The organism is Flavobacterium sp. EDS (assembly GCF_020991525.1).
Lineage (GTDB): Bacteria > Bacteroidota > Bacteroidia > Flavobacteriales > Flavobacteriaceae > Flavobacterium.
The window spans coordinates 1-24,131 of the sequence record NZ_JAJMOZ010000016.1; the positions used below are offsets into that span (position 1 = coordinate 1).

A 24,131-nucleotide genomic window follows, 5' to 3' on the forward strand; every position below is an offset into this window, starting at 1 on the left:
TGTCCAAAACTTTTTAGATAATTACTCAAAAAAATACGGATCAAGTTCAAAAGTTGGGGATTATCCAAAAAGATTAGATAATCTGAATAAGAAGAAATCACTTTTCGTACTCTTTTAAATTGACGTCTAAACGCTTATACTTTAGCGTTAAAAGATTCCGCTGAACATTAGTCATTAGTACTTCTATTATCAAAATAGTTTAAGATTGACTAGTAATTAAACGTTATGGTATTAGTAGGATATTAAAGTTCTTAAAACCTGATTCTTCTACATTGCTATATTAATGTGCTAGTTTGATCATAGCAATGAGTTTGTTGTTATAAATCCCACGAAGGTGCTGTACTAGTCTATGAGTTGTTTTTATATCAGGATATAGGCTAAAATAAGATCTGAGCTCTTTTATTTTGTCTCTCAATCCATTTTTTACTAGATTTATAAAGAATACATCTGCTTCTGGCTAACAACTGCTTTACAGAGTCTGCATTAGAGAAAAGTTCTGGGATATAGGTTTTGCCCTCTCTTTTCGATTCTCAGCATCCATAGTTTCCCAACGATATTTGATTCTAAGCTCCTGTAATGCTTCTAGAGCTAATTTTTGAACATGAAATCTATCGGTAACCTGCACGACTTTTGGAAAACATCTTTTGGAAAACATCTTTTGGAAAACATCTTTTGGAAATCAATTTCAAGGAATTGGCTATGTCAAGTGTTATCTCTTGGACACAATTTTTTTGTTTTTTTGTTTTTTTTGTAATCAATTTATCAGATATGTTCAATAACCTGATCAGCCTTTGTTCTGATAAGAATAGCAACTAAGCAACTATTTTTGTTTCTGGCTTCCTCATTAATAACAATAGTAAAAGCTATCCTTGAGACAAAGCTACTTCATCAATTGATAAATGAGTACCAATATTTTCAAGGTACAAATTCCACTGATGATCATGTTCATGTGGAGTCCATGTACTAAAAGAACTTAGGTATTTTTTATATTGTCTCTGTAGTTTCTTCCCATTGACTCCAAGCAAGCTTCCAATGGTTCGACAATCAATAGCAGTCTTATTTATTAATTTTTAAAAAAACACACACAAACTCTTGAGGCATGTGGCTTCCCTTAGTAACTAAATTCCAATCTCTTTTAACGATCTCACCTGTGTCTTTATTAGTCCAGGGACGTCTTTTGATGTGTAGATAGACAAACTTGCCTCTCAAAGGAAAGTCCTGAATGGTAATCTCATCTTGAAAGCCTGATACTAACTGAAGTTCATTAAACTCCGCTAGAGGTTTGCAATTCTCTTCAAAGTATAGGTGTAATATTTCTTCTGTATTTGTAGACGAAACAACTTTAAAGTGTTATACTAAAAAATCAAGAAGCATAAATTTCAAAAGCTCTTAGGGAGCATGATAAATTATTAGATTGCAAATCTCTTATTTTATTTTGATACTTCCTTCTCAAAATTTGTTCTTGATCCGACTTTGTATTGATGTTTATAAATGCTCAGATAAGAAAAAAAATTAGCTAAAAAGGTGCTTAAACACATTGTTTTTGCACCTTTTAGTTATTATAAGCCATTGTAATTTCCGCAAATAAAATGTAATCAAATAAAGCCTAAGTCTTATTTAATCTGTTTTATTTACTGATACTTTAAAAAAGGTGCTTTTCAGCACCTTCAAAAAATTTAAACTTTTTCGTGGTAAAAATTAAGCTAGGATTATATTAAACTTGTTTGTAATCACTATGCCAAACAGCTTCTTCTGGACCATCTCCTTTATGCCCGTCTAATTGAATTACAAAACTTTTAGCTGGAAAATAAGGTGTAATGTGAATGTCTAACAATATTCTATCTTTTTGAGTTTTATCTTGCTCAATTTTCATTACAGTAAATTTCTCAATAAGGTTAGTTGGACCTTTAATTCCATCCAAAAACTTAATGATTTGACTTCTTAGATCTGCTTCTGTTCTAGTAGTCCAGTTCTCAAAAGCTCTTCTGTTTAGGAAATCAAAAAGTACTTTTGTAATGTGGTCAAATACTCTAACTACCGAATAGGTTTGTAAACCTAAGTTATCTCCGTTAAATAATGTTTTTGCAGAGAAGGCCATGATTTTGCTATATTCATTAACCATTGGTACTAGCCCCATTTTCTCAAGTTCAGAAATTTCACTTTTTTTCAAATCAAAACGAACACTTTCTACTTCATTAAGACCACCAAACTTTTTACCTGCAACAACTTGAGACATCAAAGTTTTGTATATTTTACCAGCTAATGAAGTAGATGGTGGAATATATAAATTTTCTTCTTCGCCTACTTCATCATATTTACTTCTTCCTAACAAATAGTTACAAGTCATGATGGTATTTGATTTATAAATGTCTCCTCCAGTATGATTAGCATTAAAGAAAATATCTATAACGTCATCTGGTGTTTCAAGATCCTGAAAATCAGTTAATAAAACAGATTTGTTCTCATGAGCTATCTTAGACCATTTATCTAAAACTGCATTTGAACCCAAATAACCTGGTACAGAAAGAATAGAGTAGTTTTTTCTTAAATCTAATCTATCAAAATTTTGTTTTAATTCATTAGAAACATAATCAAAAAACAGCGTGTTATCTAAATCTTTCAATTGAGAAATGTCTGCATTTAAGATAGTTACGTTCTTAATTTTGTCACTTTCCGTATTTTTATAAAATAAAGCTACACTTCTGTATGATGTTTCTAATTCTCTTGAAACATTTAAAGCATATTTTAAATTTTTATTTAGTGTAGAATCTGCAGATGTAGCTTTTGCATTAGCAACTTCAATCATCGATTCAACTGAATTATTGTCTTTTAATAAATCTAACCACAATTCAATTTTGTTAGTAAGATTTGTTCTCTCACTTTCCCATTGAGCATCATGAAGAAAAATGTTTTTCCTAGCTTTTCTAGTAGGGTTTAAGTTTGATAATCCATCAATTACGTTTTCTAAAAAGGCAAAACCTCCGTATTCGTTTAACAAGTTTATTTTGCTACTTGGAGATTCTTGTAACAATTGTTCGTTCGATGAACCTTGACTTTTTTGTTCTTTAGTTTGGATAGCCATGTTTATTGTTTATTATTATTGATTTCTTTTTTTGCATTTTCAAGCAATTCTATAATTGCATCCTTAACTGCAGGATCCTGAATAGCTTTTATTAGACCTCTATTGCTTGAGAGTTGTCTTATAATTTTGTAAGCTTGTTCTTTCTCTGTGTTTAATTTATTTAAAAAAGGACTATTTTCTCTAATCGATTTTGCTCCGAAATCTCCTAGGTTTTTAAAAGTCATTGATTCACTCAAATCGGAGCCATCTTCAGTAGTAAATTCGAAATCTACATTCGGTTTGAAGTTTTCAAAGACAGCTTCTACTGTTTGTAAATCATATACTGCTTCGGGTCCTACGGGTTGCTCATTTGTAAGTTTTTGAATCAACAAGGTTCTGTTTGAAGGAATTTCTAAAATTGATTCATTGGCATCAATTTTTACTTCATTACCACCAATGCCATAATTGAACATGCTCATAATTTTATAGATTTTTAGTTAATTTTGTAAAATTAATAAAAAATAACTTGTAAAAAATAGTGATTTGTAAGTATTTTATTTTCATTTTTGTAATTTTCTGTAAAGGAAGTTTTGTAGGCCTAATTTTTACCAAAGTAAATGTAATCTTTTTTTAATATGAAATATCTTAAATACCCCATAAATTTCAAGTCTTTACTGCATGGTTCGCAAGAGAATTTTTGTAAGATAGAAGAATCGATAGCTTACAATATTATGATGATAATTACAACCGCTTTTGGAGAGATTCCAGAGACACCAAGCTACGGAACTATTATTTGGGATTTAGAATTTAATCAACATATCAAGAAAAGAGACTGGGAAGATTTAGTCAGAAAATCATTATTTGAATCTATTACTGAATTTGAAAAAAGATTAATTCTAGGAGAAGTTACTATTTCTTTAGATGAAATTGATGACAAGGAGTTAAGTTCAAGTATAAGAAGAAAAGCAATTATAGTTGTTAAAGGTTCCATCATAGAAAGTTTAATTCCATTTAATTTTCATACAAAATTGAATATAAGCCCAATTTCTCAATAATATTAAATATGAAAGACGTCAAGTTTATTGAAATTAAAAACAGAATACAGAAAAAATGTTTAGAAATCTGGGGGATTGAAGATATCCATATGGCAGATCCTTTGGTGATGATGATGTTAGAGGTTTTTGTGTATGAAATTTATTATTTGTATCAGGAGGGAGTAGAATCTGATAATAAAATTATCGAGCGTATTGCTCAAGAAATTGTACCAAGTCAATGGAATCTTCCTATGCCAGCTCATACTTTAGCAAGTACAGTTGCTACTAAAGGTATTGTAATATTAAATGCAGATACTGAATTTGTGGTAAAATCAAGTATGGTCACTAATACCGATTTTGATATTCATTTTACTCCTTTTACCAATGAAAACATTATTGAAGGCGAGATTAGTTTTCAAATGTATAATTCATTTTTGATCGATTCTTTAAAAAATGTGTCGCATTTGCCTTCAGAACATAAGGTTGCAGATCATAGTGTATGGGTTGGATTAGATGCTACTAAAGAGAATCTAGAAAAATTGAATTTTTTGAAATTCACATTGATAACAGAGAATTCATCATTAGATACATTTTTAAAATATGTAACTGTAAAAGATTCTAAAGGAAACATTCTTGAAATCGAAAATGAAAATTTTGAGGAAGTTCAAGATAATAAGCACTATACAGAAACGATAAAAGCTTTCTATCGAAATTTTATTTACAAATTAAAACTAGATTCTGAAAATCTAGTGTATGAATCTATTCTAGACAAATTTGCAATTGATAAAGAAGCATTAAAATCGAGCAAAAAAAAATCAGGCTTGATTTGGTTAGAATTTGTATTTCCTGAAATTTTCTCTAAAGAAGAATTGGATAAGATCCAAATAAAAATAAACACTTTCCCCGTTGTTAATAGGAAATTAAATCATAGAGTTCATAATGCTCAAATAGAAGGACGTCTTTTTCCGATGAAAGCTGAGGCGAATACACATTTTCTTGATGTGATGAAAGTTTTTAATGAAAAAAATATTGAATTCATCAATGGTATAAAACAGCCTCATATTCTTGCTACAAATACATTTACTCTTTTTTATGGTGGATTAGAAAATTACGATTCCCGTAATGCTAAGTTTTTCCTTAAAAAATTAGTACGGGCGTTAAGAGAAGATATCAGTGCTTTTTCAAATATTAATGCAGATTATATTGATGCTACGATGACTAAAATTAATGAGGAAATTAACATAATTGAAAATAAAATCAGTAGTAGTTATAGTCAAGTAAATGATGAAGAGGAAGTGTATGCTTTAATTCATGAAACGAATAAATCTAAAATTATTTATTGCTCGTATTGGACATCAAATGGGCAAATAGCTAATAATTTAAAAAAGGGTACTATTTTAAAACAAACTGTTTTATCAGAGTTAGCTCAAGATTCTACTGTTTTTGAAACAAGTTCATTTGGCGGAATTTATAGAAATAACAAAATTGAAAAACTAATTAATCTACGATATGGATTTTTGTCCAAAGAAAGGTTGGTTACCAAGCAAGATATAAAATCAGCAGTACACTTTCATTTAAGAAATGTTACTAAAGATGTATTAATAACAGATGGAGTAGGTATTAGCGAAGAAAGAAAAAAGGGAGTTTTTAGGACTATTGATGTAGAAGTTATTTTGCAAGATAAATATGCAGTACAAGCAGAAAATAAGCAAAAAATAGGTTTGTTCTTAAAGGAAACTTTAGAAAAACAATCTGTCATGAATATTCCATTTCAAATAACAATTAACTAAACTTATGAATGAATTAGATTATAGTCCAAGCTTATTATCTGCAATTAAATCTGCTAAATCATTAGCTATCCAAGACGGGCATAGTACTTATGGGGTTGCTCATTTGGCTTACGCATTATTATTTGAGCCAACAGGATTGGTAGAGGTACTAAGAACACTATCAAAAGACATAGAATATATAAAAGAATGGTTTGATGTGAGAAAGGAAGTATATACTTCTGTTCAAAATAATGGCAACATCATTATAGCAGATACTGAAATCGAGCATGTTTTTTCAGAATCAAATTTCAATAAAATCAGATTGGGAGTAGATTACATTGATGCATTTTGTGTTTTTATTGCCATTATTAAGCCAGGATTGGTTTATAGTGACAAACAAATTGATGGATTAAATTTAAGTGACAAAGAGCTTTTGAAACATTTTGGATTGCGAAATACTCAAAAAAGCTTTAGTCTGGCTGATGATGGAGAAGAGCAGGAAACTATCGATATTAACTATTGTGATACATTATATAAAAAAAATATCATTGAAGAAGGTAGTAGTATTATTGGAAGAAATAAGGAAGTAAGATTAATTCTTGAGAATATAGAACGGTATGAAAATCAAGGTATTTTACTGATAGGTGAGTCAGGAATTGGCAAGACTAGTATCATAAAAAATCTCATCTATCATTTGCATGAAACAGATCCCAATTTTTTTGAAGAAACCCTAGTGCTATCTTTAAATTCATCCAAACTAGTAGCAAATTGTGGAAGTGAAAATGAAATTTCAAAAAAGCTAATTGAAATTTTTGAAAAATTAGCTAAAAACGGAAAGAGTATACTTTTCATTGATGATATACAGGTATTATTAAATTCTTCGAACTCAAAATCGAATGCAGTAATTAATATCATAAATACACAATTAACCGAAGGAAGCATTAATATTATTGCTACAATCGATTCTGATTCTTATAGAAAATCTATTGAAGGAACAACTATCAACGGAAAATTTGAAAATATTTTCATAGAAGAATTAGACTATTCGTTATTACTTGAATGCCTTGATATTTATAAAGATAAGCTAGAAAAACATTATAAGATTGAGATTGAAAATGAAGTTTTAAAAGAAGCAATTCATTTATCTAAAAGATTTTATAAAGAAAAAAAATTACCCTATGGAGCTATTGATTTATTAGACAGGACAGCTTCTTCAGTGATTGTTTCAAATGCAAATTCATTAGTTGAAATTATAAGAATAAAAGAGCAAATAAAAGAATGCGATCCTGATGATGAATCAAAAATTAGTTTGCTAAAAAAGGAAATATACAATCGAATAAGCTGTATTGTAACGAGTAAAATCGAAGTTGTCGAGAATTCAAAAAGTGTCAAAAATGAAGTGGTTACTTATGGAGATATAGAGAAGTTATCAATCAATATTGAGGCTATTGCAAAAGAAAAGATAGCTACTGTTACAAAATCTGAAATTTTAGCTGTTGTTTCTAATGCAACAGGAATTCCTTTAGGAAAAATAAGCGCAGGAGAAAAAGAAAAGCTTCTAACAATTGAGGATAAATTACAAGAAAGAGTAAAAGGGCAATCACATGCTATAAAAACACTTTCGGAAGCTATTATAGAATCGAGAAGTGGTTTGAGCAATCCTAAGCAGCCTATAGGGTCATTTTTCTTTTTAGGACCAACAGGAACTGGTAAAACTGAATTAACGAAAACATTGGCTGAGTTACTGTTTGATGATGAAAACGCTATGATCCGATTTGATATGTCGGAATTTAAAGAAGAACATTCAGCTGCTTTATTGTATGGTGCTCCTCCAGGATATGTGGGGTATGAAGAAGGAGGTATGCTAGTCAATAAAATTAGACAGAAACCTTATTCGGTTGTGCTTTTTGATGAAATTGAAAAAGCACATGCTTCTGTTTATGATGTTTTTTTACAGATTATGGATGAAGGTAAAGTACATGATAAATTAGGCAGAGAAGGTGATTTTTCTAATGCTATTATCATTTTCACATCAAACATAGGCAGTCAGTGGATTCAGGAACAAATAGAAAGTGGTCATTTACCAACTTCGAATCAATTAATTGATATCATGAGCACTCATTTCAGACCAGAATTTCTAGGACGTTTGACAGAAGTTGTTCCCTTTGCGCCTATAAATATTGAAATTGCTAAAGCCATTTTTAAATTACATCTAAGTCGTTTACAAGAGCAATTAATAAGCATTAAGAATATTTCATTTGACATATCAGACGCTGCCTTAGAGTATTTAACAAATAAAGGATTTTCTAAAAAATATGGAGCCAGACCTATTGCAGGAACAGTGCGAACATATTTGAAAAAAACTATCTCAAAATTAATTATATCAGAAGCTATTCTTGAAAATGAAACTATTATTTTGGATATAAAAGATGATGAGTTTATTTGGGAAAAGAAGTAAGTTATGGAACAAGATATTACTGTTTTAAAACAACAAGTCAATTTTAATTTAAGAGGAGAGGTCCTTTTTTATGAATTACAAAATCTTCTAGAGGACGAAGCAGAAGTTTTTGTTAGACATAGAGGGCTTTCAAAAAGAAATAATTCTAGGGACGCTATTGATATTTCTTCCATGTTATATCAAGAAGGAGCACGGCTTACAAAAGAAGCACTTGTTTTGCATCTGGCAAAAAACAGTGTTTATCATAATTTGCCCGAGTTACTTTTTCATCCATTGTCGGTAAGTAATCCAACGATGTCTAACAAAGAAATTGTAGAGGCTGTAAAAGAAAATAAAGAAACTGAAAATGTAGCTTTAGATTTTTTTATGCCTTTTGATAATGAGATTTTTTCTGCTCATACAGATTTTACTATAAGAAGCCTCCATTTATTTAATGATAAAATAGATTTGTTTTTAAAAATAGTCGACGAATTAGTGGCTATCGAATTTGAACTGACTAAAAATCAAAAAAGAAACTTGTTTATTTATTTGTGCGAATCAGAAAAACTAAAAGAAAATCTTCCAGAACTAGAAAAAGTTTTAGAAATGCTTTTGGGGAATGTGGTAAAGCTAAAATACAAAAAACATGTCTTTACAATATCACCTTTTTTAAAACTTAGCAATGGCATCTTAGGGTTTAATTTAGGACTTTGTGGATCTGTTGAAAGTGAGATAGATGATGTAGAAGTTGCTCTGTATTTTGAAGGAAATATTGACTATTCTATATTAGAACGCAAGATGATACTTACTCGCAAAATATTAGAGTATTTTATTATTAGTAACAGGAAAATTGATATTGTATTTTTTAATAACTATCAATTGGGAATAAAGTTAAACGAAAACTATTTAGGCATTAATACCATTTTATAATTTTTAAACGATAATAAAAGAGAAAACATTCAGATGAATACAATACTTCCATTTTTTTTAAAATACCTATTAGCACCGCTTTTGATATTGATTATAACTCTTGTAATGAGTCAATTTTCGAGTATAAAGATCAAAACCAAATCGGCTATAATATTTGTTTTGTGCTTTTCGCTTATAGCAGCTTTACCATCTTTATTTGCTTTTTTTAATAATGAGTTTATTTGGTTAGGCTTATTATTTTCGGTTTTTTACTATTTAATACTTGGAGTCGGATTATTATATTTTATGGATACAGCTATGTTTCAAAATATAGGAGTTCAAAATAGTGCTCCAGGAAAATTCTTCTTGTTTTTAATTGTAGCAATTTTGTCCTCTTGGATATACTATTTGGTATTTAACTATATCGCAATATCAAGTTATGCGCATATAAGTCTGCTTAATATTCTATGGTTATTTGCACCAATATTTTTTGAAGAATCAAAGAAAAAGTATTTGCAAATTCCAGATCCATTTTATGAATATTGGAGAGTTGGGAAAGAGCGTAAAGATATTGAGTATTGGGACAACATTGATAAGTTCCGTTTAATGCAGGTATCTATAAATATAAAGAAAAAAGTCAATTCGGATATTTTCTCAAAGTTTGATGTAAAAATCGCGCAAGATGTTAACCTGGGCAATTGGTTTGATAAATTTATAGAAGATCAAAATTATAGATTCCCAAATGATGCTATCGAATCAAGTGCAGAGAATGAAGATACAGGTTGGATTTTCTATACAGCAAAATATTTTAGTTTCCCATTGTTTATCAGGAACCTAAGTCCTAATCAGACTATTTCTGAGAGTAAACTAAAAAACAAGCAGATCATTTTCGCAAAAAGAGTGGCTTTAAATAGAAATAGAAATGAAAATGAAACTGAAGAGTAACAAAGACAAACTATTTTCTTTTAATCTCATATCAATTTTAAAAATAAAAAAACTAGCAAACTAACTAATACTCGAATAAAATAATTTAAGCAATTATGAAATCAAACATACATTTACCAATTAATTGGACAGATGGAGTAAAACTTACTAAAGACCATTTTATTAATAATTATTTCAATTTTATAACAATTGTTAGTGATTATAATAAAGTGCAGTTAAATGATTTTAATTATGGCTGTATCCAGACAGTTGGTGGAAAATCAATAGATATTGATATAAAAATTGAAGGAGGGCAATTAGTTGCCTATTTAAAAAAATGCGAATTGATTGCTAAGAATGGGCATTTAATTTCTTTTAATCAGGATATCTATGGGACAAAACTTCCTGAAGTAAGTATTAAAGCAAATGATTTAGATAGAAATTCTTTTGAGCATTATTATGTTATTGTATCTATAAACCCTTATAACTTAGTTCCAGTAGGTATTCCAGATCCAGAGATAATTCCGTTGCATCACCCACATGCACTTCCAGAGATAAAATTACATATTATTAATAAAAAAGAAGTAAATGATAATTTTTTAGAAGGTTACTTTTTAATCGTCAAAAAAATTGCATTTCAAAACGGGACATTTGTTGTAGATGATAAATATATAGCTCCAGTTGTAAAAGCAAAAAGCAATGAATTTTTAAAACAATTTCTTTCAAAAGTAAATAACGAATTATATCTGTTGAATGATTTTTCAATTAAAATTCATAAAAAAAATGTGCAGAGTTCAACTAATAATAGGTTAGTATCTAACACATTTAGTTTATGTACTAAAATAATTGATTATTATGCGGAGCACTGTTTTTATCTTAAAAATATTGCTTCAGAGGAGTCTCCAGTGTATATGTTCGATAAAATAATTGTTTTAGCAAATCACCTTCTTTCTTCTTTAACTTTAATGGATGACAAAGAGAAAGAAGTTTTATTGCAGTATTATTATGAATGGATTGATGTTAAACCATCAGAATTGTTAAGTGTATTGTTTGAAGCAAAAAGTGCAGTTTACGATCATAACGATATTACACAAACCTTAGAAAAGCTGAATCAATTTTTGGGTGTTTTAAAACGCTTATGGCAAAAATTAAGCGAGTTAGAATATATCGGAGTTAGAAAAGAAAATATTGTAATTAGTGAAGAAACCAAAACAGCTCCACAAAGAAGTAATACATGGTCGATACTAGATTAAAAACAAAACGATGAAACCACTTAATTATACTAAAATAAACACCGAGAAGCGTAAGTTTTACACCATGTTTGTAATAACATTTGCTTTTATTTTTTGTTGTTTGTATGTTACATTAATAACTGCAAATAAAGGAGTTGCCGAATTAGAGCAAAAAAATAAATACTACAATGATATTGCTGTAAAACAAGGTGAAATGAACTTACTTCTTGATGAAATATTAATTGAAATTAACGATTTAAGATTCAAAGATAGAACATTGAACGAACGTAAAAATCTTCAATCTTTAATTAATGAAAAGCGATTTGCAATTAATAATGAAATCCAAAAATCTAAGACCAATCTAGCAAATTCTTTTGGTTTATACGAAGAGTTTTTGGTAGAGCTTCAGCGTATACAAACTAAAATTGATGTATTAAAAGAAGTTGAGACAGGTTATAATATTAATAAAGTTCAGTTAGAAAAGTGTATTGAAAAACACAATCAGGAAAATAAAAAAAAATAATCCATAATTATGAAAAAGGCAATAGAATTGGATGAAACATATTGGAAAAAAATAAAATTCAATTTAATATTTATCATTAGTGCTTGTGTTATATATATCGGTGTTACCAAATTTTTATTAAAAACACCCAATTTTAATAATACAGATATGCTCAATAGAATTAATGATTATGAAAAAATGCAGAAGATTAAAGTAGATTATGCTAATAAATCAAAAGTAATTTTCAAAACAATTGATACTATAAAGTACGATATTAATCAAGTGCAGCGAATAGATGAAGTAAAAAGAAATATATCAGAATATAAGCAATTGTATAAGGATAATGAATTTCATTCGTCATATAATTTTTGTCTTATTGGCGGGAATTTATTGAACGTTTTTTTAGAAATAAATCTTGAAGAAAGTACCGTCAAAAAAAATGATACCCTTATTGTAAGAAGTCTTAACGAGTGTAAAGCAAATTTTAAAAATGAACGTTAAAAATAAAACAGTAGTTATCCTTTTGCTTAGCATTGCGGTAATTTTAATTATAGTCGCATTATTATTTCCTTTTAATAAAAAGTTAAGCAATCTTGATTTTTCAATAGTAGATGCTAATGATAATCATCAATATGAATTAAATGAAAAATTATCGTTTAAAATAAATGATAGTACTTTAATCTCTGATAAAAAAGCCGTTTGGTATTTTGGTAATGGAGATTCAATTGTAAGTAAGAAGAATGTAGAATATACCTATGAAAAATCAGGTAAGTATTTAGTAACATTAAGGATTGATGATAAGTTTGATTTTTCGAAGCAAATTAATATTGTTAACGGACGAGCGATGACTGCTAAAGATTCTATTCCCAAAATATTCTGTGAGGAATTTGGTTATGTAGGAGAAGAAATTGTCTTTACAGGATATTCTCCAAGCTCTAATAATTGGTACTGGGAATTTGGTGAAACAGGAACTATTGATTCTTATGAAAAACAAGCGATATATGTTTTTAATAAGCCTGGTATTTATACTGTAAAATTAGAAACGGAAAAAACTAGATATCCGATTACAAGAGAAATAGAAATTTTTCAATTGTATGAGCCATTCAAAGAACCAGTAATTGTGGACTCTTCAAGTATTGTATTAAATGATATAAAAAGGCGATTACAAATTATTGCCAATCTAAGTGCAAGAGATACCAGAGCGTATAAAGACCAGGTTAATTACATAAAAAATAAGTATATATGTAATAATTTGTCGGATGTGGTAGTGGTAATCAATGAAGAAAAATACAATGATTTTTTAAGTTATTGCCAGGGACTTCATTATTTAGATGGAAATGCGACTGTAATTCAAGAAGTAAAATTAGATACGATCAAATGCTTTAAGCAAATAAATATTACCCAAAAAACTAAAAAAACAAAGTAATATATGAAAATTAGCATTTTACTTAGATATACTTTTTTGATGTGTCTATTGATCACAAATTCTATTTTTTCGCAGGTAAAAAACAGCACAAGTGTTCTCAAGAAAACAGAAAAGACAATTAATACTTATGATAATGAGAAGCAAAAGGAAAGCGAAAAAACGGAGCTTAAATTAGTTTTTTCAGATAGAACGGATAATAATATTTATGAAGAACCTTATAGTTCTAAAGTAAAAAATAAAGCAGCTATTCTGTCCCCGATGTATGTAATCAATCAGGATAAAAATTATTATGAAGTGGTGGTGGCCGATAAAAAGATGATCGGTAAACCCAAAGGAACTCTATCTGTTTTAAGGAGTAAAAAAAATCATTTTTCTAATGCCAAAGAAGTTCAATATCTAGGTTGGATCAAAAAAGACAATGTGATTGAATATAGCAGGGCAATGCAAAATCAAACAAATCTAAAGTATGTGAGGTATTTTGTAGCTTGTAACACATTAGACAATTTGTTTTCTAGTGATAAAAATGTCAAAAAAAAGGCTCTTTTATTAAAGAACGAACCGAATTTAGAAACAGTAGCTAAAAAAAATATCAAGTTAAATGATTTCGTATATGTATATAAAATAGATAAAACTACTAAATCGGCTTTTGTATCTAATTTTGATGATATAACAACAAAAGATACTCTCAATCATAAATATGGCTGGGTGCCTATTCAATATCTAAATCCAATAGAAGACAATATGGTTGTAAAACTAAGTACAGCCGATAAATTAGAATTATCATCAGGGAAAATTACTTTTCAGGCAAATGAACTTTATAAAAACACTTTTTTTATAAATGAAAATCAATCAAGTAAACCAATCAAGTTTGATAATGTAAGTAAGGTTTTGTTGCCAATAAATATTTGGAACCATGATAAAAATAAAATTACAAACTTAAGAGGTGATGATATTACTATAAAAACAATTGAGCAAATTGCATCTCAAAGTAAGAACATTAACTTTTATTATATTTTTGAGAATAATAATTCAACAAAACAGTATTTAAAGAAAACGCTTTCGGCATTACAAAATCTCAAATTAACCACGAATAATGAGTTGTATGCAAATTATAATTTTACCTATTCGTTTATAGCCAAAGGAAAATATAAAAGTTATTATTTAGCAAAATCGCCTTCTTTTTCAAAATGGTTTGATTTAATTGAAAAAAGTATCAAAACACCTGAGGAAATTTCTAAGGAAAATATTTTGCCTAACAACAATAATGGAATTAGTCAATTTTTGAGTTCAGATGCCAATTTTGAGAATAACTTTTTTATTTTGGCAGGTTTAGATAATTCGATAAATTCTACTTTACCAGATAGTTTCAATGCCTTAGCCAAAAATAATGCAAAATTATTATTCATTCTTTTTGGAAATGAAAATACAGCCGATAATCAGGATTTTATCCTGCAAAGTAAAATGTATTTGAATGAGGCTAGTAATGCAAATAAAAGAAATATTCAGAACTATTATGTAGATCCAAAATTGGTTATAAAAAACGATGAGTTTACATATAATGGAGAATATGATAACGATTACATCTACAATGCTCCTTTAAAAAGTAATTTCAACGGAGGTATCGTATTCCCGAAATTAAATAGTGAACTTACTCCAGAAACCATAAATAAAGCGATTGATAGTGTTATTTGTAAAACTATAAAAACAAATAATACCTTATTAAAATCATTAACGCAATATAAAAATGAATTTAGCTTTTTGCGAAGCCAGCCAAGTCAAAAAATAAATAATTTAATTGAGAATGCTACTCAAAAAGATGGTGTTGATACCAACATTACAAAAAATTATAAAGACGAAACGTTTGTAATAAATGCAAAAGACACCCTTAATAACAATTTAGAAGATAAGGTACATATTTTACTAACAGAAAGCGAAATAAAGGAACTTCTTGAGAATTATAGAGAGTTAATTAGCAAAGAGTATACTAACGAGAATATCGATAAAGTCGAGATCCTTAATTTTAAGGATAAATGTAAAATGTATGCAGGAAATATAAAAAAAACAGAAAAGATAAGAGCTAGAAGTTCTTTAGCAGATTTGCTTTACTTCAAGACTAGAGTATTTGTTAATAGTCCTCAGTTGCATGAGATAAGAATTAAAGATATCCGAAAGTTTAAGAAAAAACGAGAGGAGTTTAGATCGCTTTTTACAGCTTTAAATGCAAAGCTAGAAGTTTTAGAAAAAATGCAACGAAACAGTGCTTTTGAGGTTTTTGATGAGGAATCTCAAATTAAATATTATTATATATCAAAGAATCTTTTATTATAAATAACGATTATGGAGATTATTAAAACAATAGAAATAGCCAAGCCTTTGCACGAAATAATTTTAGAATTATTTTATTTTGAAAGTAAAGGCAAACCTTGTGAGCTTACCAAAAAAGAAATTTTATGGAAACTAAAAGATTCTAGTATTTCTGAATACCAAATGGAAGAAGTACTCAATTGGATGGTTCATCATAAAAAACTAAATGAAAACTTAGGACTTTATAGTTTAGACCGCTTTGAACTTATTGATTTAGAAGAGAAATTTAAAAACGAAAGATTGAATAAAGAACAAAAACAAGAACCTATTTTTTTTACTAATTATAGTACTATAAATAACATACATAATGCTGCAAAACCAAAAGTACTGGAGATATTTGCTCAGTATATTTTGCCTACTTTTTTACTGTCATATATAGTCTTTATCTTTTTCTTGATTAACAAGCTGAATAATAGCTTTGAAATTAATAATGACAAAATCGAAGATGTAAGTGAACTGACTCTTACTGAGCCTAAAACAGGAGTTATTAGAAAAAAAGAGGCATTGTCTGACAAGGAAGTAAAACGACTATTTTCCAATCAGCATCAAAACATTTTATACTTAAATAGAACGATTGACTCTTTACAGAAGCAAGTAAATAAAATAAATGAAATTCATACGGCAGCTACCTTGGATATAAACAAACAGATAAATTCTCTGCAGCCTCAAGTAAATGGGATATTCTTGCATATTGCTTTAGTTCTTTTAGGGTTTGTCTTATTGTTTTTTATGAAAAATAACATTAATTAGATATAGAGGGGTACTGGTATGTAATTAGTTCGCTAAATGGAAATTTTCTCATGGGAGAAAACTAAAAAGTGCTAGTTAGTTAAGTTGAACCTATGTCAGACAGATATTTTTAAAGTTTGAAGGAAATTGGAAAAAATAGTTCGGAAAATTAAATGTGAAAAAGAAATTTAAACATACTACATGTAAGGAAAATTGGAACAAAGAGGCTGATATAAAAAAAAATAGCAGTTCACCTTTTGTCATTTACGTGCTAATCTTAGTTTTTATTTATTTACTAGCATTAGTATTATTTTTTAGAAAAATATTTTTTGATTTCAGTGCATTTTCTTATTGGGTTGGATTAGGTTTATGGATGTTGTTTTATAGTAACTCACAACGAATTGTAGACAAAAATCAATTTAAGGAATTCACGTTATTAGGTTTACTAATTCTGATTTTAAGCACAATTCTACTAATTGCAACAAAAAGTAGTTTTTTAAATTTTCTCATGACTGGATTTCCATTCTTTTATATTGTTTATTTCCGTCTGTTACTATTTTTATTCTATAAAGACTTTGCAAACACATATAATAAACCAATTATTCTTTTTGCATCAAGAGGAGGTAAGTGGACACCTGAAAATTCCGGACATGGATATACTATTTCTAAAAAGGAAATAATTTTTTCCGATTTACTTTTTTTTGGGCCTTTCATATTTGCGCTCATTGTTGCGTATTTTGTACTTAGAAAGTAAATCATTAGAATCATTTTGTTTTCAATAAGATGTTTTATGTGTCTGAAGGAACATGATTTATCTTAATTTTTTTTTTATTTTCAGAAAATAGGAGCTTTATTAGAAGAGAGACAAAGCATTTTATTTGAATTATATAAAAATATTTTTATTTAAATAAAATCACAGATTCTCTGTTAGCCCAAGTAAACACTAGATTCTTACATTTACGAGTTGAGGTTTTTGATTTTATTTTTATATTTTTGATGAAAAAGATGGTTAATTAGCTTGTTTATTCAATTTTGTGTTATATATTCGTACAAGAATTGATTGCGAATCCTCCTCATCTTCCTACAAGAAGCAAATCAAAAAAAAGTACATTAGTACAAAAGAGGTATTCTAAAATCAGTTAGAATACCTCTTTTTTTGTTAATACTAGTCATACAAAACAAAGAGGATTCTAAACAAAAACAATTTTTAACAATTTAATTATTTTTATTATGGCATTTAAAGCAATTTTAGAATTCGAAGGAAACGAGTACCAAGTATTATTTTCAAAAGTAGATATGTTAAGACATACTGATGGTAAAGGAGCTGTTTCATCTGAAATTAAAGGAGGTAGATTAAACGTAAGAGTGAAATCTACAGACAACACTACAGTTATTGAGCAGGCAGTAAACAGTCAGCACAAACCAGTAAGTGGAAAAGTAAAGTATTTTAAAGCTGATTCTGAACAAGTAATGAAAGAACTTTCTTTTGAAAATGCTTTTATTGTTTTCTTTAGTGAGCAATTAGATGCTTTGGCAGAAACTCCAATGGTAACAGAGATCACTTTCTCAGCAGAGAAAATTACATTAGGTAATGCAACATTAGATAACAATTGGGCAAGAATTTAATTTTGCTTATTGGAACAAGAAGCGGTTTTTTACCGCTTCTTGTTTTTATAAAGTCATAATGTTTTATCATGTTTAGATATCCATTCTCAAAGAATAAATACAAACTAACATTTTTTATTATGTTTAGAAGTTTTAAAATCAGGAATTGTTCCATTTTAAGCTAAAACTTATGAAAGGAATACTATTTTTTTTCTTTATAGCATTCTCGGCTAATGCTCAAACAGCGTTACATAATATAGTAAAATCATGTAATTATTATTCAGAAACTGATATTTCTAAATCTAATAGAATCAAATATTATATAGGCAAGGATGAACTAACAAAATTTAACGCGACAAAAGTTATTGAACTCTATAAAGATTTAAGTATAGTACCCGAATTTTATATAGTACCTATAAATATATCCGCTGAGTTTAATGTATACGTCGAAATACCCTTTGATGTTATTGGTGAAAAAAAAAATATAATGACTCCTGCTATATATGGCTCCTACTTACTATTTGACAAAAAAGTAAATATATTATATCGTATAGAGTCGGATATGGCATGTGGCTCGGTATATAAAAAAAGCAAAAAGATTTTAGTTACCAATAGTTCTTTTAATACATTAATGGATCCTGTCTTTATAGTTGATAAAAATTTTAATAATTTAAAAATATAAGACTCGTAATCATAACAATTATATTAACATTATTATTGTTTTGTTAAATACTTGGAGATAATAAATGATTTTCAAAGATGACTTACAAAATGAACGTGAAATGCAATTATTAAAACTTAATAAATGTCAATGATTAGAATAGCTTATTTAGCAATTTTGAGATTAAATAATTAAAATAAAGTTATTATGCTTCGATCATCAAATACAGGAAAATATAAAAATGCAAGTTCATTAGGTGTTAGAAGTCCACGATATAATAGAGAAACTGGCGAATGGGAAAATACGGACAGGTTAGCAGCAACGATTGTAAGAAGAAATGCAAATAGTTTATTTAGTCCTAAAGAATTAAGAATGGGAGAACCTCCTATTATATGGGTCGTAGATGACTCTCATAGTCATAACATTATAAAATTCGCAAATGATTTTAGGTATATTAAAGGAGATAATTATTTTGATGTTTTTGCGCATGCAAATTACAAATATATAGAAGGAAGAGATTCTAACGGAAAGATTGTAGCTATTAGAAGTGCCAAACAGTTTGTAGAATTAATGAAAAAAGCTAGTATAGAGTTTAAAAGGGCTTTTGAGAGTGATGCTTTAATAACTGTAAAGTTACATGCTTGTAATACTGGAGCAGATACAGATCATAGGGGCAATCCAATTATAAGCTCAATAGGTCAACAAATTTCTGAACAATATGAAAACATTATTATAATTGCACCAGATGGAAAAGTTGTTACAGCATCCGGAATAGATCCGAATGGGAAAAGTGAAAGTAGTGCAAATGCTCATGAAAAAGGTGTTTGGGATAGTCATGATTCAACACCAAATTCGGATGGGTCACAAGGGTCCTATAGAATGTTTTTTAAAGGAAAATTAATTTATGAAGACTCTAGTGTTGGGCTAAAACCTGCTAAAAAATAAAAGTTATGAATAATCGATATTTAACAAATCTTCTTGTTTTTTTAGGAGGTGTTTTTTTAGGAGTTATTTTATTTAGCTCTTATATTAAATCATCTAAAGATAAAGTAGAAAAAGATTTAGTTAATGATAGCTACGCAATAAGTAATAACCATCAAGAGCTTTCTAACAAACTTGAATCAGATATAATTAATCAAGGAAATATTAAATCATATAATGAATTAAGAGTTTCTTATATTGATAAAGATATGTTTGCTTTTCTTCCTTGGGCATTAATAATGGCTAATAAATACAATAATAACGACGCTTACTTTGACGTGTATTATAGCCTTTTTGATTTAAACTGTACAGCGTGTAATAATCAAGAAGTAGAAAATTGGTCTTTGGATAAATTAAACCGTAAAGAACAAGATTTAGCAATTTACTATCTAATCAAAGCTTCTGAAAAAGGGCACTCCCAGGCAAAAGAAATATTAGACATATATAAATCAAAAGGTAAATATCTCAATATTTTACATTAATTATATTTACGTAGAGGTAAAAAAATATAAACTCACCAAACATTATAATAATTTTTGAGATAAGTTTTAAAAGATGTACCATTCTCAACTTAAATAATTATAAAAACTAATTTATTATGTCTAGATCATCATCTTCAGGGAAATATAGAAATAGCTGTTCGTTAGGAGTTAAAAGTCCACGATATAACAGGGAAACAGATGTGTGGGAAAATACTAATATGTTAGAAGCAATGATTGAAAGAAGAAATAATCAATACCGGTCTAATAATCCATTTGATGTTGTTCCTTATTTGGTCACATCATTAACAAAACCTGAACTAGACCCTATATTTAGAAAAGGAATTTTTACAAAAGCACTGGGTCTTACAATGAGAGATATAATGAAGACCAATACTGGTAAAAACTATATATCGCAGTTTATGAAAAAAAACGACATGTTTTACGGCTATAAAGCTCGAGCTGATGGAAAATATTCTGACGTTATACTTAATATTGTTCAATTCGAATTAGACAAAGACAATAAAATTTACGAAGGATCACGAGGTTTTGCGCATCGTGAAGGAAATGTTACCTTATCTCAGGACAAAGAAACTGGAAAATTATTGATTAATATATATACTAATCAATCAGATATTGATGCAATCTCGCACGAACTTTTTGTTCATAATGCTGGAGGTATCGAAGAAATAATTCAAGGATTTAGAAGAGGTGGTTTAGATGAAGCTGAAAAAATTAAAAGAAGTATTTATAGTGCAAATGAAGATCATATAGCTCTTCGAGATTTGGATTCAAACCATAAAGGTATTAGGATGTATAAAAAAATTACTCAAGAACTAGAAAAAGTTGATCCAAAATATAAAGAAGTTTTTGATAATGTGGAAAAAGTTAATCTGATAAAATATGGGGATCTTAAATAAAAACACTAGTTGGTTTATTTTATTGCTATTATTTTTTTTTAGTTGTTCAAAAAAAAGTGATGTTTTAACAAACAAAAAAAACGATGAATATCGTGAGTATATTTATTCTAATGATACCATTTTATGCATTTCTGGGAATTTTTCAAAGAAGAATAAAACAATCGATACTACTATTTATTATAAAAAAAGGAATGATTTTTATAAAGATTTTTATAATCCTACTGAAGGACCAATCTCTATAAAAAGTAAATTGTCTTTTTCTATAAATAAAGATACTTGCTACAATTATAATGTAATATTCGATTCGCTCTATTGTAAAATTTCAAAAATTGGGAACAATAAATTCCAGACTATTTATGGAAAACATGACAGTTTGAACTATAAATATAAACGAATCTTTTATTATGATAATAATTATAGAATATATAAAATTGAAGAAATAGATAATGATGAGAGAATCATCTTTGAGAAATAATAATGAAGTAACAACAATCTTTTTAATTATAAGTTTATGAAACCATCAACAATTATATTCGGAATAGATTCTAAAAAAGATTATTAATTAACTTGATAATCTTCATAGACAACAATTAAAAAACTCTTAATAATAATGAAAAATACAATTTTGATAATTAGCTTTTTAATGTTTTTAAGTTGCAAAGAAAAAGATAATAAATCTTCGCTTGTAAAAATTAAGAATATTAATGGAATCGTCGAAACAATAATTGATCAAGATAGTTTAAAATTTTCCAGAAATAAATTAAGTCCTATCTCTCTTTTTTGTGAAGATCTAATAAAAATAAATATTCATATTCCAGAAAGTACTGATAAACAAAACATTCCGTCTATTCCATTTAATAATGTCTCCATAAATGATTTATTAAATTCCAAAATAGAAAGAGATTTTTTTTTCTCAAAATCTGATTCTTCTTATTTAGTCTCACAAAATCTAGGGCAGAAAGAATTTAAAATAGAGCAAAAAATAATAGATAAAATAAATTCGACAACATTCGAGAAGGAAAAAGTAAAACAAGAAAATAGAACAAAATATGATTTTTATCAAATGACAATACCTGTTTTTTCAAAAGATATGACTAAAGCTTACGTTGAGCTTAATCACTTTTGCGGAGGGCTTTGCGGAGACGGAAAAGCATTCTTTTTGTCTAAAATTAATGGAAAGTGGAGAATTATAAATAAGCACCGAACTTGGGTTAGTTAAAAACGCTTTGCATAATATTTATTTGGATATTTAAAATTGAAGTAACAGATATTGAGAAAATCATCTTTAAAGATGAGAGGTACTATACCAGTAATTATTAAACTATAAAAACATGACACGACCAGCAATAATATTTGGAATAGACGGTAAAAAAATAAGTCATTTTACCAGCATTGAATTGGTACAGGTAATAAATGGCCATCATCAATTTGAAATTCATGTCCCACACGCGGCAGTAGAGAGTCCTTTGGCATACACGCTGGAAAATGCGCAAGGCTGGTTAGGTAAAGTGGTACATATAATGCTTGAGGAGAAAAATAATTTTTTAGGGGTTGTTACCAATGTCGATTTTGATCAGGAAATGGGGCATTCAGGTAACCAGATAATTGTGTCTGGATATTCTAAAACGATATTGTTAGAATCAGGAGAAAAGTTATATTCCTGGGAAGAACTACCCTTAAAAGATATTGTAAAAGAAGTAGTTAAGAATGGTTCTGGGGAGCAATTACAGAACGAAATAAATCCTGAGTATACCAGTAAAATGGACTATCAGAATCAGTATCTCGAAACTGATTTTCAGTTCATCCAGCGATTAGCAAAACAATATAATGAATGGTTGTATTATGACGGAGAGAAATTAGTTTTTGGCAAGCCTAAAAGTTTTGATGATCCTATATCGTTAATGTATAATAGAGATATTTCAAAATTAAAGATATCTGTACAGGCTGTACCTAATAAATTTAGTGCTTTTACTTACAACGAAAGCACAGATAAGCGTTATACGGCTAAATCTAAAGATACAGTAGGTGGTTTGCCCAAATTAGGAAACGAAGCATTTGCAAGCTCAAAAGATCTTTTTGCAACACCTGCTTTTACACACGGTGTTGTAAGTACAGGTGATGATTTAATTCTGGAATCTTTCTTAAAAAAGAAGCAAGAAAGTGCTGCTGCCAATACCAATTACGTTAATGCAAGTACTAAAAATTCAAAATTAAAAATAGGAAGTATTGTTAATATACAATCGAGTGTTTTAGAAAACTCGAGCATGATTACACAAGAAGTAGGTTCTTATATTATTACCGAAATTACGCACTATGCTACACATTTAGGAGAGTATGGGAATGATTTTAGAGCGATACCTTCAAAAATACTAAGCTTGCCAGAACCGGATATTGCTTATCCAATTGCACAAACACAGCAAGCGATTGTAGAGAGTAATACCGACCCGAAAAATAAAGGAAGAATTAGGGTGCAAATGCTTTGGCAACAAGGTACTTCGATGAAAACAGCCTGGCTTCGTGTCATGACTCCTGATGCAGGTGGACCAAATAATAGAGGAATTGTATTTATCCCTGAGGTTGGAGATTCTGTAATGTTAGGGTTTAGACATAATGACCCCAACAGACCTTTTGTATTAGGAAGTGTATTTAACCATGTTATCGGAGCTGGTGGTGGTAGTGGTAATAACACTAAAACTATTAGAACTAAAAGTGGTAGCACCATAGCTTTTCAAGAAGATAAAAAAAGTATTACTATAACAGATGGAGCAGGAAATTCTGTGGCATTAGATGGAGCAGGAAATATTTCGGTTACATCTTCGGCTTCAATAACGCTAACTACAGGTAGTAGTAGTTTAACATTAAAAGAAGATGGAACTATTGATTTATCGGGTAATAAAGTAACGATTAATGGTGCGGAGACACTGGATCATAATAGTCCAAAAGTAACTGTAACTGGTTCGGAAGAAGTTGTAGTGACCTCTCCGATAAAAGTAGATATAAATTCGGCAGCAGAAGTTTCTGTTACAGGAACTGCATTAGCAACTTTATCTTCATCGGCAACCACATCTGTAGAGGGAACAATTATTAGATTAAATTAA

General features: G+C 28.8%; 23 protein-coding genes. 20 read left to right on the forward strand and 3 right to left on the reverse strand.

All coding sequences use genetic code 11. The features are described 5' to 3' along the window. Positions 1-469 precede the first annotated feature (469 nt). The 3 genes from LPB87_RS17780 to LPB87_RS17790 all read right to left on the reverse strand — a co-directional run bounded on the left by LPB87_RS17780 (position 470) and on the right by LPB87_RS17790 (position 3,540). The gene (locus LPB87_RS17780; protein ID WP_230728746.1) at positions 470-655 is read right to left on the reverse strand and encodes a transposase; all 186 of its coding nucleotides are present in this window, start codon (positions 653-655) and stop codon (positions 470-472) included. A gap of 1,059 nt (positions 656-1,714) precedes the next feature. Next, positions 1,715-3,082 (reverse strand): DUF5458 family protein, encoded by a 1,368-nt coding sequence (locus LPB87_RS17785; RefSeq protein ID WP_129539013.1) that lies wholly within the window; start codon positions 3,080-3,082, stop codon positions 1,715-1,717. A 2-nt stretch (positions 3,083-3,084) separates the two neighbouring features. Beyond that, positions 3,085-3,540: a type VI secretion system contractile sheath small subunit gene (locus LPB87_RS17790; protein ID WP_129539012.1), complete on the reverse strand. Its 456-nt coding sequence runs from the start codon at positions 3,538-3,540 to the stop codon at positions 3,085-3,087. Between the two features lie 156 nt (positions 3,541-3,696). Here LPB87_RS17790 and LPB87_RS17795 point away from each other — a divergent pair, with 156 nt between their 5' ends. From LPB87_RS17795 to LPB87_RS17890, 20 genes are all read left to right on the forward strand, one after another. Continuing rightward, positions 3,697-4,116: a GPW/gp25 family protein gene (locus LPB87_RS17795; RefSeq protein WP_230728747.1), complete on the forward strand. Its 420-nt coding sequence runs from the start codon at positions 3,697-3,699 to the stop codon at positions 4,114-4,116. Positions 4,117-4,124: 8 nt separating this feature from the next. After that, positions 4,125-5,885 carry a hypothetical protein gene (locus LPB87_RS17800; RefSeq protein ID WP_230728748.1) on the forward strand — a complete coding sequence of 587 codons (1,761 nt, stop codon included), beginning with the start codon at positions 4,125-4,127 and terminating at the stop codon, positions 5,883-5,885. A 4-nt stretch (positions 5,886-5,889) separates the two neighbouring features. Continuing rightward, a complete protein-coding gene (locus LPB87_RS17805) occupies positions 5,890-8,322 on the forward strand; it encodes an ATP-dependent Clp protease ATP-binding subunit (protein ID WP_230728749.1) in 2,433 nt (810 codons plus the stop codon). 3 nt (positions 8,323-8,325) lie between these two features. Further along, positions 8,326-9,231, forward strand: coding sequence for a hypothetical protein (locus tag LPB87_RS17810; protein WP_230728750.1), 906 nt, complete (start codon positions 8,326-8,328; stop codon positions 9,229-9,231). Between the two features lie 33 nt (positions 9,232-9,264). Then, on the forward strand, positions 9,265-10,155 hold the full coding sequence (locus LPB87_RS17815; protein WP_230728751.1) for a TssN family type VI secretion system protein: 891 nt from the start codon (positions 9,265-9,267) through the stop codon (positions 10,153-10,155). Between the two features lie 95 nt (positions 10,156-10,250). Beyond that, positions 10,251-11,387 carry a hypothetical protein gene (locus LPB87_RS17820; protein WP_230728752.1) on the forward strand — a complete coding sequence of 379 codons (1,137 nt, stop codon included), beginning with the start codon at positions 10,251-10,253 and terminating at the stop codon, positions 11,385-11,387. Positions 11,388-11,397: 10 nt separating this feature from the next. Beyond that, on the forward strand, positions 11,398-11,889 hold the full coding sequence (locus LPB87_RS17825; RefSeq protein ID WP_230728753.1) for a hypothetical protein: 492 nt from the start codon (positions 11,398-11,400) through the stop codon (positions 11,887-11,889). A gap of 9 nt (positions 11,890-11,898) precedes the next feature. Beyond that, positions 11,899-12,369, forward strand: coding sequence for a type VI secretion system TssO (tssO, locus tag LPB87_RS17830; RefSeq protein ID WP_129539005.1), 471 nt, complete (start codon positions 11,899-11,901; stop codon positions 12,367-12,369). Then, complete coding sequence (locus LPB87_RS17835; protein WP_230728754.1) at positions 12,359-13,294, forward strand: PKD domain-containing protein; 936 nt, start codon at positions 12,359-12,361, stop codon at positions 13,292-13,294. The genes tssO and LPB87_RS17835 overlap by 11 nt, the downstream gene beginning before the upstream one ends. A gap of 3 nt (positions 13,295-13,297) precedes the next feature. Then, entirely contained in the window at positions 13,298-15,622 is a 2,325-nt protein-coding gene (gene tssR, locus LPB87_RS17840; RefSeq protein WP_230728755.1) for a type VI secretion system protein TssR domain-containing protein, read from the forward strand. A 9-nt stretch (positions 15,623-15,631) separates the two neighbouring features. Continuing rightward, positions 15,632-16,408 carry a DUF5457 domain-containing protein gene (locus LPB87_RS17845; RefSeq protein ID WP_230728756.1) on the forward strand — a complete coding sequence of 259 codons (777 nt, stop codon included), beginning with the start codon at positions 15,632-15,634 and terminating at the stop codon, positions 16,406-16,408. Between the two features lie 154 nt (positions 16,409-16,562). Beyond that, positions 16,563-17,141 carry a hypothetical protein gene (locus tag LPB87_RS17850; RefSeq protein WP_230728757.1) on the forward strand — a complete coding sequence of 193 codons (579 nt, stop codon included), beginning with the start codon at positions 16,563-16,565 and terminating at the stop codon, positions 17,139-17,141. Between the two features lie 476 nt (positions 17,142-17,617). Then, on the forward strand, positions 17,618-18,013 hold the full coding sequence (tssD, locus tag LPB87_RS17855; protein ID WP_129539000.1) for a type VI secretion system tube protein TssD: 396 nt from the start codon (positions 17,618-17,620) through the stop codon (positions 18,011-18,013). 169 nt (positions 18,014-18,182) lie between these two features. Next, the gene (locus tag LPB87_RS17860) at positions 18,183-18,674 is read left to right on the forward strand and encodes a hypothetical protein (RefSeq protein WP_129538999.1); all 492 of its coding nucleotides are present in this window, start codon (positions 18,183-18,185) and stop codon (positions 18,672-18,674) included. A 186-nt stretch (positions 18,675-18,860) separates the two neighbouring features. Next, the gene (locus LPB87_RS17865) at positions 18,861-19,598 is read left to right on the forward strand and encodes a hypothetical protein (protein ID WP_129538998.1); all 738 of its coding nucleotides are present in this window, start codon (positions 18,861-18,863) and stop codon (positions 19,596-19,598) included. Between the two features lie 5 nt (positions 19,599-19,603). Further along, complete coding sequence (locus tag LPB87_RS17870; RefSeq protein ID WP_129538997.1) at positions 19,604-20,116, forward strand: hypothetical protein; 513 nt, start codon at positions 19,604-19,606, stop codon at positions 20,114-20,116. A gap of 116 nt (positions 20,117-20,232) precedes the next feature. Then, positions 20,233-21,033: a hypothetical protein gene (locus tag LPB87_RS17875; RefSeq protein ID WP_230728758.1), complete on the forward strand. Its 801-nt coding sequence runs from the start codon at positions 20,233-20,235 to the stop codon at positions 21,031-21,033. Beyond that, positions 21,017-21,508, forward strand: a complete 492-nt coding sequence (locus LPB87_RS17880) for a hypothetical protein (RefSeq protein WP_129538995.1) — start codon at positions 21,017-21,019, stop codon at positions 21,506-21,508. Before LPB87_RS17875 ends, LPB87_RS17880 begins: the two co-directional genes overlap by 17 nt. 135 nt (positions 21,509-21,643) lie before the next feature. After that, positions 21,644-22,252 carry a hypothetical protein gene (locus LPB87_RS17885; protein WP_230728759.1) on the forward strand — a complete coding sequence of 203 codons (609 nt, stop codon included), beginning with the start codon at positions 21,644-21,646 and terminating at the stop codon, positions 22,250-22,252. 112 nt (positions 22,253-22,364) lie between these two features. Then, positions 22,365-24,131, forward strand: coding sequence for a phage baseplate assembly protein V (locus tag LPB87_RS17890; protein WP_230728760.1), 1,767 nt, complete (start codon positions 22,365-22,367; stop codon positions 24,129-24,131).

Excerpts from the sequence above, each read along its gene's own strand:
- LPB87_RS17875 (WP_230728758.1), top strand. The coding sequence starts at position 20,233 with ATGTCTAGATCATCATCTTCAGGGAAATATAGAAATAGCTGTTCGTTA.
- LPB87_RS17795 (WP_230728747.1), top strand. The coding sequence starts at position 3,697 with ATGAAATATCTTAAATACCCCATAAATTTCAAGTCTTTACTGCATGGT.
- LPB87_RS17780 (WP_230728746.1), bottom strand. The coding sequence starts at position 655 with ATGTTTTCCAAAAGATGTTTTCCAAAAGTCGTGCAGGTTACCGATAGA.
- LPB87_RS17810 (WP_230728750.1), top strand. The coding sequence starts at position 8,326 with ATGGAACAAGATATTACTGTTTTAAAACAACAAGTCAATTTTAATTTA.
- LPB87_RS17885 (WP_230728759.1), top strand. The coding sequence starts at position 21,644 with ATGAAAAATACAATTTTGATAATTAGCTTTTTAATGTTTTTAAGTTGC.
- LPB87_RS17880 (WP_129538995.1), top strand. The coding sequence starts at position 21,017 with ATGGGGATCTTAAATAAAAACACTAGTTGGTTTATTTTATTGCTATTA.
- LPB87_RS17845 (WP_230728756.1), top strand. The coding sequence starts at position 15,632 with ATGGAGATTATTAAAACAATAGAAATAGCCAAGCCTTTGCACGAAATA.
- LPB87_RS17860 (WP_129538999.1), top strand. The coding sequence starts at position 18,183 with ATGAAAGGAATACTATTTTTTTTCTTTATAGCATTCTCGGCTAATGCT.
- LPB87_RS17800 (WP_230728748.1), top strand. The coding sequence starts at position 4,125 with ATGAAAGACGTCAAGTTTATTGAAATTAAAAACAGAATACAGAAAAAA.
- LPB87_RS17815 (WP_230728751.1), top strand. The coding sequence starts at position 9,265 with ATGAATACAATACTTCCATTTTTTTTAAAATACCTATTAGCACCGCTT.
- LPB87_RS17790 (WP_129539012.1), bottom strand. The coding sequence starts at position 3,540 with ATGAGCATGTTCAATTATGGCATTGGTGGTAATGAAGTAAAAATTGAT.
- tssR (WP_230728755.1), top strand. The coding sequence starts at position 13,298 with ATGAAAATTAGCATTTTACTTAGATATACTTTTTTGATGTGTCTATTG.
- tssO (WP_129539005.1), top strand. The coding sequence starts at position 11,899 with ATGAAAAAGGCAATAGAATTGGATGAAACATATTGGAAAAAAATAAAA.
- LPB87_RS17805 (WP_230728749.1), top strand. The coding sequence starts at position 5,890 with ATGAATGAATTAGATTATAGTCCAAGCTTATTATCTGCAATTAAATCT.
- LPB87_RS17890 (WP_230728760.1), top strand. The coding sequence starts at position 22,365 with ATGACACGACCAGCAATAATATTTGGAATAGACGGTAAAAAAATAAGT.
- tssD (WP_129539000.1), top strand. The coding sequence starts at position 17,618 with ATGGCATTTAAAGCAATTTTAGAATTCGAAGGAAACGAGTACCAAGTA.
- LPB87_RS17870 (WP_129538997.1), top strand. The coding sequence starts at position 19,604 with ATGAATAATCGATATTTAACAAATCTTCTTGTTTTTTTAGGAGGTGTT.
- LPB87_RS17820 (WP_230728752.1), top strand. The coding sequence starts at position 10,251 with ATGAAATCAAACATACATTTACCAATTAATTGGACAGATGGAGTAAAA.
- LPB87_RS17825 (WP_230728753.1), top strand. The coding sequence starts at position 11,398 with ATGAAACCACTTAATTATACTAAAATAAACACCGAGAAGCGTAAGTTT.
- LPB87_RS17785 (WP_129539013.1), bottom strand. The coding sequence starts at position 3,082 with ATGGCTATCCAAACTAAAGAACAAAAAAGTCAAGGTTCATCGAACGAA.
- LPB87_RS17835 (WP_230728754.1), top strand. The coding sequence starts at position 12,359 with ATGAACGTTAAAAATAAAACAGTAGTTATCCTTTTGCTTAGCATTGCG.
- LPB87_RS17865 (WP_129538998.1), top strand. The coding sequence starts at position 18,861 with ATGCTTCGATCATCAAATACAGGAAAATATAAAAATGCAAGTTCATTA.